Annotated in this window: 15 protein-coding genes; 4 read left to right on the top strand and 11 right to left on the bottom strand. The window is 44.3% G+C overall.

Going from position 1 to position 14,472, the window contains the following annotated elements:
* The 4 genes from selA to MFMK1_RS01760 all read right to left on the bottom strand — a co-directional run bounded on the left by selA (position 1) and on the right by MFMK1_RS01760 (position 5,051).
* Complete coding sequence (selA, locus tag MFMK1_RS01775) at positions 1-1,389, bottom strand: L-seryl-tRNA(Sec) selenium transferase (RefSeq protein WP_366923461.1); 1,389 nt, start codon at positions 1,387-1,389, stop codon at positions 1-3.
* Positions 1,390-1,612: 223 nt separating this feature from the next.
* Positions 1,613-2,749: a M24 family metallopeptidase gene (locus MFMK1_RS01770; RefSeq protein ID WP_366923460.1), complete on the bottom strand. Its 1,137-nt coding sequence runs from the start codon at positions 2,747-2,749 to the stop codon at positions 1,613-1,615.
* A 102-nt stretch (positions 2,750-2,851) separates the two neighbouring features.
* Positions 2,852-3,829, bottom strand: coding sequence for a GerMN domain-containing protein (locus MFMK1_RS01765; protein ID WP_366923459.1), 978 nt, complete (start codon positions 3,827-3,829; stop codon positions 2,852-2,854).
* Between the two features lie 166 nt (positions 3,830-3,995).
* Positions 3,996-5,051 (bottom strand): YkvI family membrane protein, encoded by a 1,056-nt coding sequence (locus MFMK1_RS01760; protein ID WP_366923458.1) that lies wholly within the window; start codon positions 5,049-5,051, stop codon positions 3,996-3,998.
* A gap of 140 nt (positions 5,052-5,191) precedes the next feature.
* Here MFMK1_RS01760 and yyaC point away from each other — a divergent pair, with 140 nt between their 5' ends.
* Positions 5,192-5,815, top strand: a complete 624-nt coding sequence (gene yyaC, locus MFMK1_RS01755; RefSeq protein WP_366923457.1) for a spore protease YyaC — start codon at positions 5,192-5,194, stop codon at positions 5,813-5,815.
* 35 nt (positions 5,816-5,850) lie between these two features.
* On the opposite strand, the gene MFMK1_RS01750 is transcribed toward yyaC, so the two are convergent.
* The 4 genes from MFMK1_RS01750 to MFMK1_RS01735 all read right to left on the bottom strand — a co-directional run bounded on the left by MFMK1_RS01750 (position 5,851) and on the right by MFMK1_RS01735 (position 8,250).
* Positions 5,851-6,513 carry an HD domain-containing protein gene (locus tag MFMK1_RS01750; protein WP_366923456.1) on the bottom strand — a complete coding sequence of 221 codons (663 nt, stop codon included), beginning with the start codon at positions 6,511-6,513 and terminating at the stop codon, positions 5,851-5,853.
* Positions 6,514-6,533: 20 nt separating this feature from the next.
* Positions 6,534-6,794 carry a YkuS family protein gene (locus tag MFMK1_RS01745; RefSeq protein WP_366923455.1) on the bottom strand — a complete coding sequence of 87 codons (261 nt, stop codon included), beginning with the start codon at positions 6,792-6,794 and terminating at the stop codon, positions 6,534-6,536.
* A gap of 61 nt (positions 6,795-6,855) precedes the next feature.
* Positions 6,856-7,737: a diacylglycerol/lipid kinase family protein gene (locus MFMK1_RS01740; RefSeq protein WP_366923454.1), complete on the bottom strand. Its 882-nt coding sequence runs from the start codon at positions 7,735-7,737 to the stop codon at positions 6,856-6,858.
* A 24-nt stretch (positions 7,738-7,761) separates the two neighbouring features.
* Positions 7,762-8,250: a DUF4446 family protein gene (locus MFMK1_RS01735; protein ID WP_366923453.1), complete on the bottom strand. Its 489-nt coding sequence runs from the start codon at positions 8,248-8,250 to the stop codon at positions 7,762-7,764.
* Positions 8,251-8,440: 190 nt separating this feature from the next.
* Here MFMK1_RS01735 and larE point away from each other — a divergent pair, with 190 nt between their 5' ends.
* The 3 genes from larE to larC are packed head-to-tail and all read left to right on the top strand — an operon-like array spanning position 8,441 to position 11,190.
* Positions 8,441-9,268, top strand: a complete 828-nt coding sequence (gene larE / locus MFMK1_RS01730) for an ATP-dependent sacrificial sulfur transferase LarE (RefSeq protein ID WP_366923452.1) — start codon at positions 8,441-8,443, stop codon at positions 9,266-9,268.
* Positions 9,249-10,001 carry a nickel pincer cofactor biosynthesis protein LarB gene (gene larB, locus MFMK1_RS01725; RefSeq protein ID WP_366923451.1) on the top strand — a complete coding sequence of 251 codons (753 nt, stop codon included), beginning with the start codon at positions 9,249-9,251 and terminating at the stop codon, positions 9,999-10,001. The genes larE and larB overlap by 20 nt, the downstream gene beginning before the upstream one ends.
* A gap of 4 nt (positions 10,002-10,005) precedes the next feature.
* Positions 10,006-11,190, top strand: a complete 1,185-nt coding sequence (gene larC, locus MFMK1_RS01720; protein ID WP_366923450.1) for a nickel pincer cofactor biosynthesis protein LarC — start codon at positions 10,006-10,008, stop codon at positions 11,188-11,190.
* A 59-nt stretch (positions 11,191-11,249) separates the two neighbouring features.
* On the opposite strand, the gene MFMK1_RS01715 is transcribed toward larC, so the two are convergent.
* The 3 genes from MFMK1_RS01715 to MFMK1_RS01705 all read right to left on the bottom strand — a co-directional run bounded on the left by MFMK1_RS01715 (position 11,250) and on the right by MFMK1_RS01705 (position 14,303).
* On the bottom strand, positions 11,250-12,350 hold the full coding sequence (locus MFMK1_RS01715) for an alanine racemase (protein WP_366923449.1): 1,101 nt from the start codon (positions 12,348-12,350) through the stop codon (positions 11,250-11,252).
* A 94-nt stretch (positions 12,351-12,444) separates the two neighbouring features.
* On the bottom strand, positions 12,445-13,134 hold the full coding sequence (locus tag MFMK1_RS01710) for a DUF554 domain-containing protein (RefSeq protein WP_366923448.1): 690 nt from the start codon (positions 13,132-13,134) through the stop codon (positions 12,445-12,447).
* 26 nt (positions 13,135-13,160) lie between these two features.
* The gene (locus MFMK1_RS01705) at positions 13,161-14,303 is read right to left on the bottom strand and encodes an aminotransferase class V-fold PLP-dependent enzyme (RefSeq protein ID WP_366923447.1); all 1,143 of its coding nucleotides are present in this window, start codon (positions 14,301-14,303) and stop codon (positions 13,161-13,163) included.
* Positions 14,304-14,472: the final 169 nt, after the last annotated feature.

The following is a 14,472-nucleotide window of genomic DNA, read 5'->3' as shown; positions in this document are numbered from 1 at the left end:
TCACCCCATTATACACTGACTAAACGCTTGCGATAATTTTTCATCTTCTCCCGGCAGCAACGTTCTAGGGTCCAATATGATACTATCCTGCTGGATACGTACCAGCACCGCCGGTTCCCCTTGGCGCAATCTGCCGGCTAATTGGGACGAAGAAACGCCCCCTTTAATCTCCACTAGCCAAGTATCCAGCTCCGTGGTGGGTAAAGCCCCGCCTCCTGGGCGAGATTTCCCGGGAATTATATTAAACAAATACCGGGGTGCTTCCCTTTTTAATCTATCCGCCAATGATTGGGCCCGGTGCTTAATCTTTTCCGGGCTTTCCATCAGCATTTTCAATGTGGGTATCTGTCTTTGGGCCTGGTCCGGGTCTAAATAAGCTCTTAATGTTGCTTCCAATGCAGCAATAGTCATTTTATCTACCCTTATCGCCCGAGCCAATGGATGCCTTTTCAAAAACTGCACCAAATCATGGCGCCCTACAATAAAGCCGGCTTGCGGTCCTCCTAAAAGTTTGTCCCCGCTGAAGGTAACTAAATCTATTCCCGCTTTTAGACAATCCTGTACTGTCGGCTCAACATCAATACCTAAACTCTGTAAAGCGATCAAGCTGCCACTGCCCAAATCTTCCACCACCGGAATGGCATGCTTTCGCCCCAATTCAACCAGTTCCCGCCGAGAGGTCTCGTGGGTAAATCCCACCACCTTGTAATTGCTAGTATGTACTTTTAATAATAATCCTGTTTGGTCAGTAATCGCAGCCTGATAATCCCTTAAATATGTTTTGTTTGTGGCTCCTACCTCTCGCAGGATAGCACCGCTTTGTTCCATTACTTCCGGTACCCGAAAGGCACCACCGATTTCCACTAATTCTCCCCGGGAGACAATAACCTCCTTGCTCTTGGCCAACGCCGACAGCACCAATAATACTGCAGCAGCATTATTATTCACTACCATAGCGGCCGGGGCGCCGGTTACTTGGGTTAGCAAATTTTCCACATGACTATGACGCGACCCCCGTTGCCCTGCGTCCAAATCAAATTCTAAGTTGCTATAACCAGCAGCAGTATCGGCCACCGCCTTTATAGCCTGTTCCGAGAGCACCGCCCTGCCAAGATTTGTATGCAGCACAACCCCTGTGGCGTTGATAACTTTACGGAGCTTGGGGCGGGTTTTATGTTCTATTAATGCCAGCACTTGTCGTTCAATTTCTTCAACGGCAGGCAGGGCATCCCCGCCGGAAAGAATTTGTTGCCTCATTTTTTCCAACACTTCTCTTACCACATCCACTAAAAAATCTCGGGAAATGCGCTGTAACTCAGCCACAAGTTTTGGCCGCGTCAGCAGGTCATTTACGGCGGGTAATTCTTTGAGTAGTTCTTTATTATTCATGCCTGCCACCCTTCTACATATCCTTAAAAAGGCAATCTAACTAATGCCTACATTATTTCCAAGCACTGCCTGTCCCTAGTCTATTCTATTTTTTGCCAAGCAATTCCTCCGTTCTCTCTACCAGCAGAAATTAACCAGAAGGCAAATAACCTGACAGTTAAGTGATTTATGGTAAGCAATGAACCAGCACCTTACTAACAAAAAAGAACCGCAAAGCGGCCCTTTATATTACAATAATTTCGTCGTTTGAGGCCGTTAGTTTTTCCAAGCCATGTTCAGTTACAAGAAAAGTATTTTCTATTCCCACTGCACCTTGACCAGGGAAAAGAAATTTTGGTTCTATAGCAATTACTGAACTATCCACCAACGGCTGGTCATATCCCCGTGCTAATAGCGGCAATTCATTTAGCTCAAGCCCCACTCCATGCCCGACAAAGGGCAGAGTATAGTTGTATCCTAAGAAATATCTCTTCAGGCCGGCTTTTTCGGCATAATCTAAGGCCTGAAAGTAGAGTTTCTCACAGGACATACCGGGTCTAGCCTTTTCAGCAATCATATCCTGAATATCCACTGCAACCCGGTGCGCTTTTACCAAAGTTTCGGGCAGCGAGCCGATACTGTACACCCTAGTCATATCCACTATATAGCCGTTATAACAGCCAGTATAATCAACAATTACCGGTTCATGAGCACGAATTTTTCTCAATCCAGCGCTTTGAGGCATTGCCGGTCCTAATCCCTTTCCACCGGTCGGCCCTTCAAAACTACTGGGGACGGCTCCATTTTCCCCGGACATGATATGTCCATAAAAGATGGCCAGATTAAATCCTCGCAAGGGGGTAATGCCATAATGACCAAGTTTTCTAGCTTTTGCCTCTACCTCCGCCGCCAACTCAATTTCCGCCATACCTTCCCTCAAGATATCAGGAATTTGCCGATACACCTCTAACTGACGGGCTGCACTTTCCCTGATGATATTCACCTCTGCCACTGACTTAACTATCCGCTGTGCACGGATAAGGCCGGATACATCAACCAATTCTGCACCATCAAAAAGTCGCTGGTAATATAGGTAGTTTTTAGCGGGTAAAACATCCATCTCTAACCCAATTCTAGCTGGTGTCCTACAATGATCGTTGACAATGTCCGGCAGCTTTTTTATGCTTTCCAACTGTCGCACATTCTGCAAATCGGTTTCCTCTCGCGCGCGACCAAAGTCTTTCTTTACCAGGAGCAACGGGTCTCCCTGCGAGGGCACTATCAAGTGTGCATTCTGTGCTGTTCCCGTGTAATAAAATAAAGCTTTACTTTGTAGTACTATAGCACAATCAATACCCTGGTATTGAAGCTTTCTTTGCAAAGTACTGATACGTCGAGTAATTTCTCCAGCCAGCTAAAACACCCCATTTACCAAATATCTAAAATATACTTCTTTTTCACTCCTGGCCTTATACTTAGCTTTTTAGGGAGTAAATATAGGGTTGATTGGTCGTTTGAGCGGTGCGGAGACGTCAGTGCCTTCCGGAAGGGTGCTAACTGCTTTTCCTTCAATTAATAGCTGTACTTCATTTATTTCTTCAAATTGTATCATCGTCGCTACTAAAGAATCCACCAACATGTTTTCTGAAGCAGAACCGCCGCCGTAACCAATTACTTCTTGACTTAAATCTACAATTAATGTTTTGCCATTGACCCGAATATCTCTTATCTTAGTTCCTGGCCATATCGTAGGAATTAACTCCTCTTTTACCTCCGCCGGGGGCCCTGCCAACAATGCTTCTAAGGCCGATTTAATCGGGTCATCATCGCGAATCGGAGCCGAATAAGGCACAAGTAAACTAGCGTTATAGTTACCATAATAAACTGTCACAGCATCTTTATATTCAGGTCCGTTAACAGCCCCTGGTCTTGTTAATGCCTTATCAAGATTCACACCATGTAAGTCCTTCACTACCTGGCCATCTACCAATATCTGCACCGTTTCAACCATGGGAAATTCTGTCAAAGTCAAAACCACGGCCTTCACTGCCTTATTGACTTCATTTGTGGACCCAACACTTAAAAATTCCTGAGTAAGACTAACAAATGCTATGTTATCTTTTAAATACAGTTCCCTTAACTTAGTACCTTTGGGAATGACGGGTTTTACTTGTTCCGTCTCGGGGCCGGATAATAATTTTTCCAGTGCCACATTAGCAGCCCTATCTGTAGGTTCTATCGGCATCGTAACCGGCAATAAATATTTCCCGCTGCTGTCCTGATAGTAGACAACGACAGCGGATCTGGTTTCGCCAAGAAGTTCTTTTGTTTGCGAAGAATTTGTGGCCACTTGAGGGGCGTTTTGTGTCCCTTTATCGTTGTTATTTTCTTGGCCCCTACAACCAGCAAGCATGATGCTGACCATTAAAATAACAACTACTAAAGCTATCAACCTTTTCATTATGCTCTTCCTCTCCGAGCTATAAGTATGTTTGTCCATTAACCATTTTCAAATGCCTCATATAGTCAGTATTCGATTATATTCTTGCAATATCCTGCCCATCACCCACTGAACAGCCATTTTTTGTTTCTAGCATTGTAAATACCTTAAAATATTTAAGCATTAATTACAGCTGCTTCAGGTATTTAATAAAGCCACTTACAAATATTAGTAAGATTACAAATAAACCAATATAGCCAAATAGTGGGTATATATTGGTAACCATCTGGGCAAAACTCAGCCCGGCAAAAGGTAAAGCAAGGGCCAGTATTACAAGTACCGTCCGGTGGTAGTCCCGTCCCCCACCAGACATCCTTTGGGCTAAGCTGAAGGCATTGGCCAAGGCTGTGGTCAGCATAGCAAACCATAGAGCCATGGTATAAGGAAGTTTTAGCAGCGGGTTCACCTGACCGGCAACGAACAACATGGGTATTTCATAAGCAAGAACCTGAGGATAATAATAACCCAATGCCCAGGCCATCACTAACCCTAAGAAACCCAATGCAAGGCCGCCCAACATCCCTCCCCACAAGCTATTTCGCCGCAATTCTAACGGAATAGAAGTGAGCACGACCACCCCTATAATCATATTGTATGATACATAAAGGACACTGGCCAAAAGCCAACTTTCGCCCAATAAACCAGTATTAACTGCATCCATAGCCAAGAATTCTCCATTAACCGCGGCTTCCTGCCCCACCGCCGAAAAACTTACAATAAGTGTAATTATTAGTAATAGTGGCATTAAGCAGGTATTAAAAAGCAAAATACCCTCGCCGCCTGCCAACAGGGCAGATAATAAACAAACTACTGTAAGAAGCAAACCCACCCAAAAAGGTGCTTTGAGATGTTCCACAAATACTGCAGCGCTTCCCGCTAACATAATGCACAAACCCACGAAGAGGAAAATGGTTAACCAAATATCTAGCGCTCTACCGACGCCCCGTCCCATGGTCTTGGTAATTAACTCTGTGTAAGAGCCAACTTCAAAGTGATTGACCATTTTTATCGTAAGCATTCCCAATAATGCAAATAATACCCCAGTCAACCCGAGCCCCAAAAATCCAGCATTCTTGTACCGAACAAAAAAGTATACTAATTCCTGGCCCGATGCAAAACCAGCACCTATTACCGCTCCCATATATGTTGCTGCTACCTGCAATGTAACATATTTCTGACGCACAATTTTCCCCCCTCCGCCTAATGTTTATGCAGTCAAGTTGTGACTTTGCCCAATTTTATTTTCGGGACCAAAACTGTCCCTTGAATAAAGTAAGGTAAAAAAGCATATACTCTAGGCAACAAAGGCAAAAGGAGACAAATATGAACGGTTATTCATTCTTTAACAGATTGGCCTACAAAGCAAATACATTGCCGCCCAAACTAAAGCTGGACCACCAAGACCCTTTAGCCAGTCAAAAGTTAAGCAGCAACCTAGGTAAACACCTGCTGCATCTAAATAGTAACAATGTCAGACCAGTAGCAGTGGTAGCCATCGGCACAGACCGGTCTACCGGTGATAGTTTAGGTCCGCTCACAGGCAGCAAACTAAAAGAGTTCGCCATTCCCGACCTGAGTATTTACGGTACACTTGATGATCCTGTCCATGCCAGTAACATGATTGATAAACTTCGACAGTTGGAAAAGGATTTGAATAATCCCATCATAATTGCCATAGATGCCTGTCTGGGACAAAGTGAAAGCGTGGGCAGTATCACATTATCCGCTGGGCCTGTTCGACCTGGAGCCGGGGTAAATAAAAGCCTCCCGACTATCGGGCATGTTCATTATACCGGCATCGTTAATGTAAGCGGTTATATGGAGTATTTTGTCTTGCAAAATACAAGGCTTAGCATCGTCATGCGCATGGCCACTCTGATTTCCACTAGCATAATGCTGGGAATTAGAAAGGTAAGAACCTCCTCAAACGCTTACTTAGTACAATAAGAAGAACCCACCGTATAAGGGGCGGTGGGTTCTTCTTATAAAAGTTTATCTCCGTTTATTACTAACTCAAAACGACATTCCAGTTTTTCAGCAGCCCTGCGGCAAAGGACCATCTTTGTCATAAATATTTCAAAGTACTCCATTACTGAGCAAACCTTCGTATCAATCTCCAATTTCATCCTGATGACTCGGTCTGCACCGTCTTCTATCTCCAATTCAGAATGTTTTGCCGCATAGTTTACCCGGTCTCGGGTAGTAAAACTAGAGATATCCCTTTTCCTGACACGAGATCCATGCACATCAACTTTATCGGCAATTATTACCGCAGCAGTTATGGGAGTGACTGCCACCCCGGTTTGTTCTTCATGGTTTCCTATAGCAGGTAAAATCATTGTGATTTCATCAAGACTCATGTTCATCCGTTGTAATATTAATCTAACTACCAATGCACCATTGCGACCATGGTTATATCTATTTATAAAGTTGCCTAAATCATGAAGATATCCCGCAATGGCACCCAACTCTGCGGTGCGCGGGTGGAAACCCAGGGTGGAAAGTATCTTTTTGCTGTTTATTGCAACCCGGTCAATATGTCTATAACTATGTTCAATCGCTCCCATGGTGCCAAGGTATTCGTGCCCTTTTTCCATATAGGCCTTAATTTCGTGGTACTCTTTCACTTCTGCTAAACTTATCATTTCATACAAATCCTTCCTGCCTAATTATCCCCTACACGTGAAACAATCAAATCTGCCGCCTCATCGGCAGTCATGCCGACAGCATTAATCAAAAGCGGCGTCTCACTTCCTTGGACCCAATCATTTGTTACCGTCGGCGTCCCTTCCCAATCACAACTTACACCACTATAAATAACCGCGGCAGCATCAACATTACCTTCGCCGCTTATAGTTTCAAAACCCCTGTTATCAAGTTCTGCTTTAATTTCCTCGAGCCCTTCTTGCACAATTATCCGCTTCAATTTAACCCTACACTCCTTTTTAAACAGTAGGGTCTCCATTATCCATATTCTTTATCCTTACCTACATATTGACTGGCATCAAAAGCGATAGTGCGCCCGGTTGCACACTATAACTTAACGGCAGCCCGCCGTTGATTTCCCCGTCTATATGTGCTTTAAGTACTTCATTCCCTTTAACCACAATTCTTCTTCCTTGTAGCAAGGATACTTTTGGATGCTTAACATGTTCCCCTGAGTATATACTGGGGAAATTCTTAACAAATTGCGGCCGGGATAGGTCCTCAACAATACAAATATCCAGCAACCCGTCATCCACTTCGGCCCGAGGTGAGATTTTTATGCCCCCGCCATAATAGCGGCCATTGGTAACCGCTACCAAAACGATCTTCTTTTCAATTATCTTTCCATCTACCTCTATAAGCACCGGTTGAGGGCGAAATGATAAAAAAACCTTTACCGCTGCCAGTAAATAAGCGGTTTTTCCAGTGATTTTTTTAAACCCTTCGTTAATCAAATTCGCAACCTGAGCATCAAAACCAATTCCGCAAGCATTAAGAAAATACCTTTCTCCCACCCAACCTAAATCAATTCTTTGCTCTTTTCCAGTGTACATTTGTACTATTGCTTGCAGTGGGTCCGCTGAAATTCCGACCGATCTAGCAAAATCATTTCCAGTACCTGTAGGAATAACCCCCAGGGCCACCCTACTACCTGCCAAACCGTTTACTGCTTCATTTAGTGTGCCATCCCCTCCGACCGCAATCAACCTTTTTGCTCCCTGTTTGACTGCTTCCTGAGCTAAAACGGTAGCGTGCCCTGGGTAACGGGTTTCATGTTCTACCAAATACCAACCAGTCTTTCGCAGGTCCTCCCGCACCTGGTGCCACAGTTGCTTCGTCTTATGTCTACCTGCATGAAAGTTTACTATCACATGATTTTCCATGTCTCGGCCCTCTTTTAATATTATTTATTCTTTCTGAGCTTTGTCTATGGCAGATTGCTCTTCCTCAGTTAATTGATAAGTGGATAAGCCTTTTTCCACAGGTTTTGCATAAATCCGGGTCTCGTCGCGAGCATATAAACTGCTCAAAATAAAACCATCTCCATGTTCGTTCAAAAGTGCCAAGGCAAAACTTAGGTCACTACCCACATCATCAAAGGCATTGTATCTTATCAACCCTGTTTTCTGCATATAACCGGGCTGCATTTGCTCTACGAAAGCTAGCCTCCTTGAAATATCCCCCAACTGTGTTCTTATATCTGACATTTCCTCCTGATACTCGATCAGTCGCTGCTCTAAACTGGTTCTGCTGCTTCCCTTCATAAATAGGTAATATTTGTTTCCTATCGCGTTGATTTTCAACCATAAAAGAAAGACTATAAGCAGTAAAACTGCAGTTAGTCCCGACAGCACTATGGCCGTAGTGCCACCGATTTGCTGTAACAGTTGCTCCATAGCTTTACATTCACTCCTTTGTCTAATGCCTTGGGTTGTATTCAACACGGAAACGAAAAATTCCTTTCAGTACCTGATAATTCCGGTTTGATTGACAGGGTAGTCGCGGTATATTAAAATCAGTTAAAATAGACTTCGCCTGAATAAGCGGGTTTTATGCCTTAAGAGCTTTATATGGGGAGAGGATACAATGTTAAAAGCAAAGCTGCATAATTTGCAGCTCATTCTGCAGGAAATGGGCAGCGTTTGCATTGCCTTTTCGGGAGGGGTGGACAGCACCTTTTTAGCCAAAGTTGCCTATGACCAATTGGGAACAAAAGCTTTAGCTGTGACATCTATGTCCGAGACTATGCCCGAAAGTGAATACCAAGAAGCCCTTGCCCTGGTCAAACAAATCGGTATCAACCATGTTTCTATTAAAACAGAGGAACTGACGAAGGATAACTTTACAAACAATTCGCCGTCCCGCTGCTACTACTGTAAGAAAGAACTTTTTACGAAACTTAAGAATCTTGCTATCAGTAAAAATGTTTTGAATGTTGCAGACGGGGCCAATGCTGATGATGCCGGTGATTTTCGGCCCGGTCTAAAAGCGAGGGACGAACTAGGTGTACGCAGTCCGCTGCAGGAAGCTGGGCTAACCAAAAATGATATTAGAGAGCTTTCGAAAATGTTGGGGCTCCCCACTTGGGATAAGCCCGCTATGGCCTGTCTTTCTTCCCGATTTCCATATGGTCACCAAATTACACCAGAAAAACTATTACAGGTGGAAAAAGCGGAGGCCTTTTTGCAAAACAGGGGGTTATCTCATTTACGCGTCAGACACCATGATAATTTAGCTCGCATTGAGATACCCACAGATTCTTTTTCTAAATTTATGGATATTTCCCAAGAAACTGTCTCTTATTTTGAGGACCTGGGTTTTGCCTATGTTACATTAGATCTAAAGGGCTTTAGAAGCGGTAGTATGAACGAAATACTAACTGGAGGACTGCCTCATGAACCACAGTTACCTTGAACAACTATTGAAGCAGGTGGCAGGAGGTTCATTAGCGCCTGCAGATGCATTAAAAAAGTTAAAGCATCTACATTATGAAGACCTAGGTTTTGCGAAAATCGATCATCATCGCGCCTTGCGCAACGGCTTCCCTGAGGTGATTTTTTGCCAAGGTAAAACAGCTGAACAGGTGGCTGTAATTTTCGCGGCTTTGGCCAAAAATAATCACCGCATTATTGCTACCAGAGCTAATGAGGAAATGTACGCCGCTGTAGCGGCCCAAGTTTCTGACGCCAGATACCATTCTATGTCCAAATTAATTACCAGAGATAGCGGGCAACCGTCAAATAAAAAAGGGTCTGTTTCAATAATCAGTGCTGGCACTGCCGACCAGCCGGTTGCTGAAGAGGCCGCCATCTGCTGTGAATTGATGGGGCACCAAGTTATTCGGCTTTATGATGTAGGTGTTGCTGGTATTCACCGTCTTTTAGATAAGCAAGACCAATTTGAAAAGAGTATTGCTTTAATTGTTGTGGCGGGAATGGAAGGGGCGCTGGCATCTGTCGTGGCCGGACTGGTTGATAAGCCCGTAATAGCAGTTCCTACCAGCGTCGGTTATGGAGCCAGTTTTAATGGACTTTCTGCACTGTTGGCCATGCTTAACAGTTGTGCCACCGGTATCGGCGTTGTTAACATCGATAACGGGTTCGGTGCCGCCGCTTTGGCCAGCAGCATTGTTCGAGCGAAGGAGTGATTTAGTGAAAACTGCTATTTTTCAATGTCCCACCGGTATAAGCGGTAATATGTTTTTAGGTGCCTTGGCAGACGCAGGACTAGATTGGCCCCTCTTTTTAGATACCTTACAGAATAATCTTCCCCTGGAGGGATACTCGCTCCAAAAGAGCGCCGTAGTCAAAAACGGTTTGGCAACTACACTGGTCAATGTCACTTTTCAGTCTCAGGACGAGCATCGTCATTTATGGCATATTAAGGACATAATCTTCAACAGCACCCTGCCCATCATCGTGAAAGAACGAAGTTTTGAAGTTTTTAAGCGTCTTGCTGCAGCTGAAGCGGCTGCACACAACTGTTCTGTGGAAGATGTTCATTTCCATGAAGTCGGAGCCATAGATGCCATTGTAGATATTGTTGGCACAGTATTAGCACTACATCTCCTGGGTATCAAAAAGATATATTGTTCGCCTTTACCGTTTGGAAGTGGCTTTGTCAAATGTGAGCACGGCACTTTGCCCGTACCGGGCCCGGCTGTATTAAGATTAATGGAAGGTTTCCCCATAGGAGAACCCCCGCCCGGTTGTCACGGCGAATTAACTACCCCCACCGGCGCCGCTCTAATGACAACACTGGCTAACTTTAGTGAGTCGGCTAACTTTATATTAGAAAAGACTGGCTTTGGGGCAGGCTCTAGAGATTTACCTATTCCAAATGCTGCTAGGGTTTTAATTGGCCAAAGCGGCAGCCACAGCACCTACTGGGAACGCATTTCCATTATTGAAACCAACATTGACGACATGAATCCTGAGTTTTTTGGCTATCTCATGCAAAATCTATTCCAGGCCGGCGCACTAGATGTTTTTTATACGCCGGTATACATGAAAGGTAATAGACCCGGCACATTGGTAACTGCTCTTTGTAACCCGGGAGACCTTCAGAAATTGATGAATGTTTTCCAAACTGAAACCACATCCCTTGGCTTTAGATTTCGCGAGGAGACCAGAGTTACTGCTCAAAGGAAGTTCATTGCGGTAAACACTATTCATGGCCCAGTCAACGTAAAAATTTCAACCTTTGGTACTTCCATAATCATAGCTCCAGAATACCAGGATTGCCTAGACCTAGCCGTTAGCTCAAGGGTACCACTAAAAGAAGTATATGACGAAGCAAAGGTATTAGCATGGCAGTCCACCACCAATAATAAATAGGCTAAATAAATAAGCAGAAGTTACGCTACTTTGAAACGTAACTTCTGCTTACTTACCCATCATTGAACTTTTCCCCGCGCATCTATCACCCAACTTTCCTTAACCCTGCCTTTTTCTTTGATGAAGACCCTGTCAGCCAAATTAATTACAGGACATGCGTGGTTGGGTATTATTTCCAATTGGTCGCCCACTTGAGGTATATCGCCGTCACTTAGGACACTTATTATGCCATGCTCTTCGGAAAGTCGCTCCAATAAAAGATGCGGAAAACCCTTAATTATACCGAAACCCTTGACCTGCTCCACCCCATGGGCCCCTTTATCTAAAGCTAGTGTCTTACTGCCGGCATCAATAACTAGTCGTCGGTCATTATGAGCCCTACTAATCACCGTGGCGCAAACAATTAAGGCACACCTTTCTGGCGGCACTACCCCTAAACCTACCTGCATAGCATCATAAAAAACATAATTTCCAGGCCTTATCTCCGTCACCCCATCAATACTACCAGATATTTTTGCAGTGGGCGTTGACCCTACCGAAATAACATCCGAACAGTATCCTTTCGAATCAAGGTAGTCGGCTAATTCCACCATAGTCTTTCCTTCTTGCTCACCAATTTGAAGTACCTGCTCATAAGAACGGGCAGCATACACATGTCCAGCATGAGTCATTATCCCTTTAAACAGTACTCCATCCCGCTGTTTGATCAATTTGACTAAGCCCAACGCTTCTTCAGCCGTAGCTACCCCGCAGCGTTGCAAACCAGTATCCACCTCCACTAATACTTCGACCTGTCTATGTCGTTGGTTTGCTATCTCACTTAATATATCGATGTGGATAGGATTGTCTATCGCCACTCGGATCATCGCATCGTATGTGATTTCAAGCATTCTCTGAATTTTTTGCCGAGAGACCAGTTGGTAAGCCAAGAAGATATTCTTTATTCCACCGGATAAAAAGACTTCCATTTCAGCTAATTTTGATACAGTCAATCCTACTGCCCCCGCGCGCATTTGCATATCCGCAATAGGGCGCAGCTTATGAGCCTTTACATGGGGGCGCAGCACAACTCCTTCTTTTTCTGAAAAAAGAGCCATATCTTTAATATTTGCCTTTAATTTATCTTTATCTAAGGCCAAATATGGTGTTTCTGCGGACATACTATCAACCCCTTGGACACTTCTTACCAAAAAGCAGTCATTTATCAGGTAATTAACATCTGTAGTCCTTGATCAAATCAGCTGGCACGAATCTTTATGTTAAAAAGACTTGCCCCAGAATAAAAGCAAAAACAACTGCCGGTAATAAGTTACCTACATTTATCTTACGTATTTCTAAAATACCAAGAGCAATACCAATAATCAGAACCCCGCCAGTAGCGGTCATTTCTGCTATTACCGCTTCGTTTAATAACATCCCTATCCATCGAGCCAATAAGGTTATACTCCCTTGATAAACAAATACCGGCAGGGCAGAAAATGCTACTCCCAACCCCAATGTTGAACTGAGCATGATTGACATAACACCGTCCAAAAGTGATTTAGCATATAATGTACGATGTTGCCCCGTCAACCCTGATTCCAATGCCCCCATTATAGCCATTGCGCCGACACAATATATCAAGCTGGCCGTAACAAAACCCTGGGCGAAAGTACTTTGCCGCCCATTCTCTTTATTGACTCTACTTTCAAGATAACGCCCTAAATTATCCAGATGCCACTCTAACCGCAACAATTCCCCGGTGATGCCGCCAAGCACTAAGCTAAAGATTACAATCAATACATTATTTGTCTGCATTGCCATCTGTATCCCTACCAGTAATACGCCCAAGCCTAATCCCTGCATTACCGTAATCTTTAGATTATCAGCAAATGACCTGCCTAATATTTTGCCCAATATTGCCCCACTAACTATGGCTAAAGCATTAACAACCGTCCCCCACAAAAACAATTCCTCCTCTCAAGTCAGCTTTATAGATCATGAGTTATTTGTTCAATAGCTTCAATAAAATTGTCTACCTCTACGAGTGTATTAAAATATGATAGACTTGCCCTAACAGTTCCTTGCGGGTATGTAGCCAATGCCTTATGTGCTAGAGGCGCACAATGGAGTCCCGGTCTTACAGCCATATCGTAAATCCGATCTAGGGCAAAGCTGACTTCCGCAGGATCGCAATTATGAATGTTAAATGAGACTACAGGCACATGGGATACCCCTGCCTGATGTCCATAAACGATGACCCCTTCAATATTCCTTAACATAGTCACCAACCTGCTTAACAGCAGCTGTTCATGTTCCATGATCTCGTTTAGTCCGGTCTCTTCTAAAAATTCCAGCGCTGCTGCCAGTCCTGCTAAGCCCGGTCCGTTAAGTGTGCCGCTTTCCAGGTAATCAGGAAATCCTTCGGGTTGTTGTTCTAATTCCGAAAAACTTCCAGTACCGCCTACCTTCAAAGGTAACAAAGCCGTACCGGGAGAGACATACAATGCCCCTGTGCCCTGGGGTCCAGAAAAAGCTTTATGTCCCGTCATAGCTAGCATATCTATGCCAAGAGCACTTACATCCAGTGGATACGCACCGGCGGTCTGCGCGGCATCTACTAGCAACAAAACTCCTCTGCGTCTAGCAATTTCAGCAATGGCAGCTATTGGTTGTATGGTTCCGGTTACATTAGATGCATGGGTTAACGCCACGAGTTTGGTATTAAGCTTGATATGGTGCTCGATTTGGTCCGGTCGGATTTTTCCGGATGCGTCACATGACACTATGCTCACATCAACGCCTTTCTTTTTTAGTAAATACAACGGCCTCAACATGGAATTATGCTCCAAAACAGTAGTGACCACATGGTCCCCCTGTTTAAGAACACCATTTATCGCAGTGTTTAACGCCTCTGTTGCATTAGCGGTGAATACTACTCGTTCTTCTTTTTCGGCGCCGATGAACCGTGCCAACCTTTTGCGCGCCTCGTATACATGACCCGCGGCCTTGCGCGCCAACCTATGCCCCGATCGTCCTGGATTGGCACCGCTATCCTCCAGTGCTTCCCGCACTGCATCGATTACTTGCGGGGGTTTAGGCCACGAACTAGCAGCATTATCAAAATATATCATCTGACCTCTCCTCGGTAAAAAATCAAGCAGGGCAAAGCCCCGCTTTATTTCGATCTTCCATCTTTACCTATTTAAATAGTTACGAGCCTCTACTGATTTTCGGGCAAGCAACTAAATGAGCTCTATACCACTTAGCCCCTGTCATTAAGTTAAACTTAGATTACCCAAA

The organism is Metallumcola ferriviriculae, from assembly GCF_035573695.1.
Taxonomy (GTDB): domain Bacteria; phylum Bacillota; class JADQBR01; order JADQBR01; family JADQBR01; genus Metallumcola; species Metallumcola ferriviriculae.
This window is presented reverse-complemented; position numbering and strand designations above follow the sequence as displayed.

Excerpts from the sequence above, each read along its gene's own strand:
- yyaC (WP_366923457.1), top strand. The coding sequence starts at position 5,192 with ATGAACGGTTATTCATTCTTTAACAGATTGGCCTACAAAGCAAATACA.
- MFMK1_RS01750 (WP_366923456.1), bottom strand. The coding sequence starts at position 6,513 with ATGATAAGTTTAGCAGAAGTGAAAGAGTACCACGAAATTAAGGCCTAT.
- MFMK1_RS01765 (WP_366923459.1), bottom strand. The coding sequence starts at position 3,829 with ATGAAAAGGTTGATAGCTTTAGTAGTTGTTATTTTAATGGTCAGCATC.
- larE (WP_366923452.1), top strand. The coding sequence starts at position 8,441 with ATGTTAAAAGCAAAGCTGCATAATTTGCAGCTCATTCTGCAGGAAATG.
- larB (WP_366923451.1), top strand. The coding sequence starts at position 9,249 with ATGAACCACAGTTACCTTGAACAACTATTGAAGCAGGTGGCAGGAGGT.
- selA (WP_366923461.1), bottom strand. The coding sequence starts at position 1,389 with ATGAATAATAAAGAACTACTCAAAGAATTACCCGCCGTAAATGACCTG.
- MFMK1_RS01735 (WP_366923453.1), bottom strand. The coding sequence starts at position 8,250 with ATGGAGCAACTGTTACAGCAAATCGGTGGCACTACGGCCATAGTGCTG.
- MFMK1_RS01705 (WP_366923447.1), bottom strand. The coding sequence starts at position 14,303 with ATGATATATTTTGATAATGCTGCTAGTTCGTGGCCTAAACCCCCGCAA.
- MFMK1_RS01715 (WP_366923449.1), bottom strand. The coding sequence starts at position 12,350 with ATGTCCGCAGAAACACCATATTTGGCCTTAGATAAAGATAAATTAAAG.
- MFMK1_RS01740 (WP_366923454.1), bottom strand. The coding sequence starts at position 7,737 with ATGGAAAATCATGTGATAGTAAACTTTCATGCAGGTAGACATAAGACG.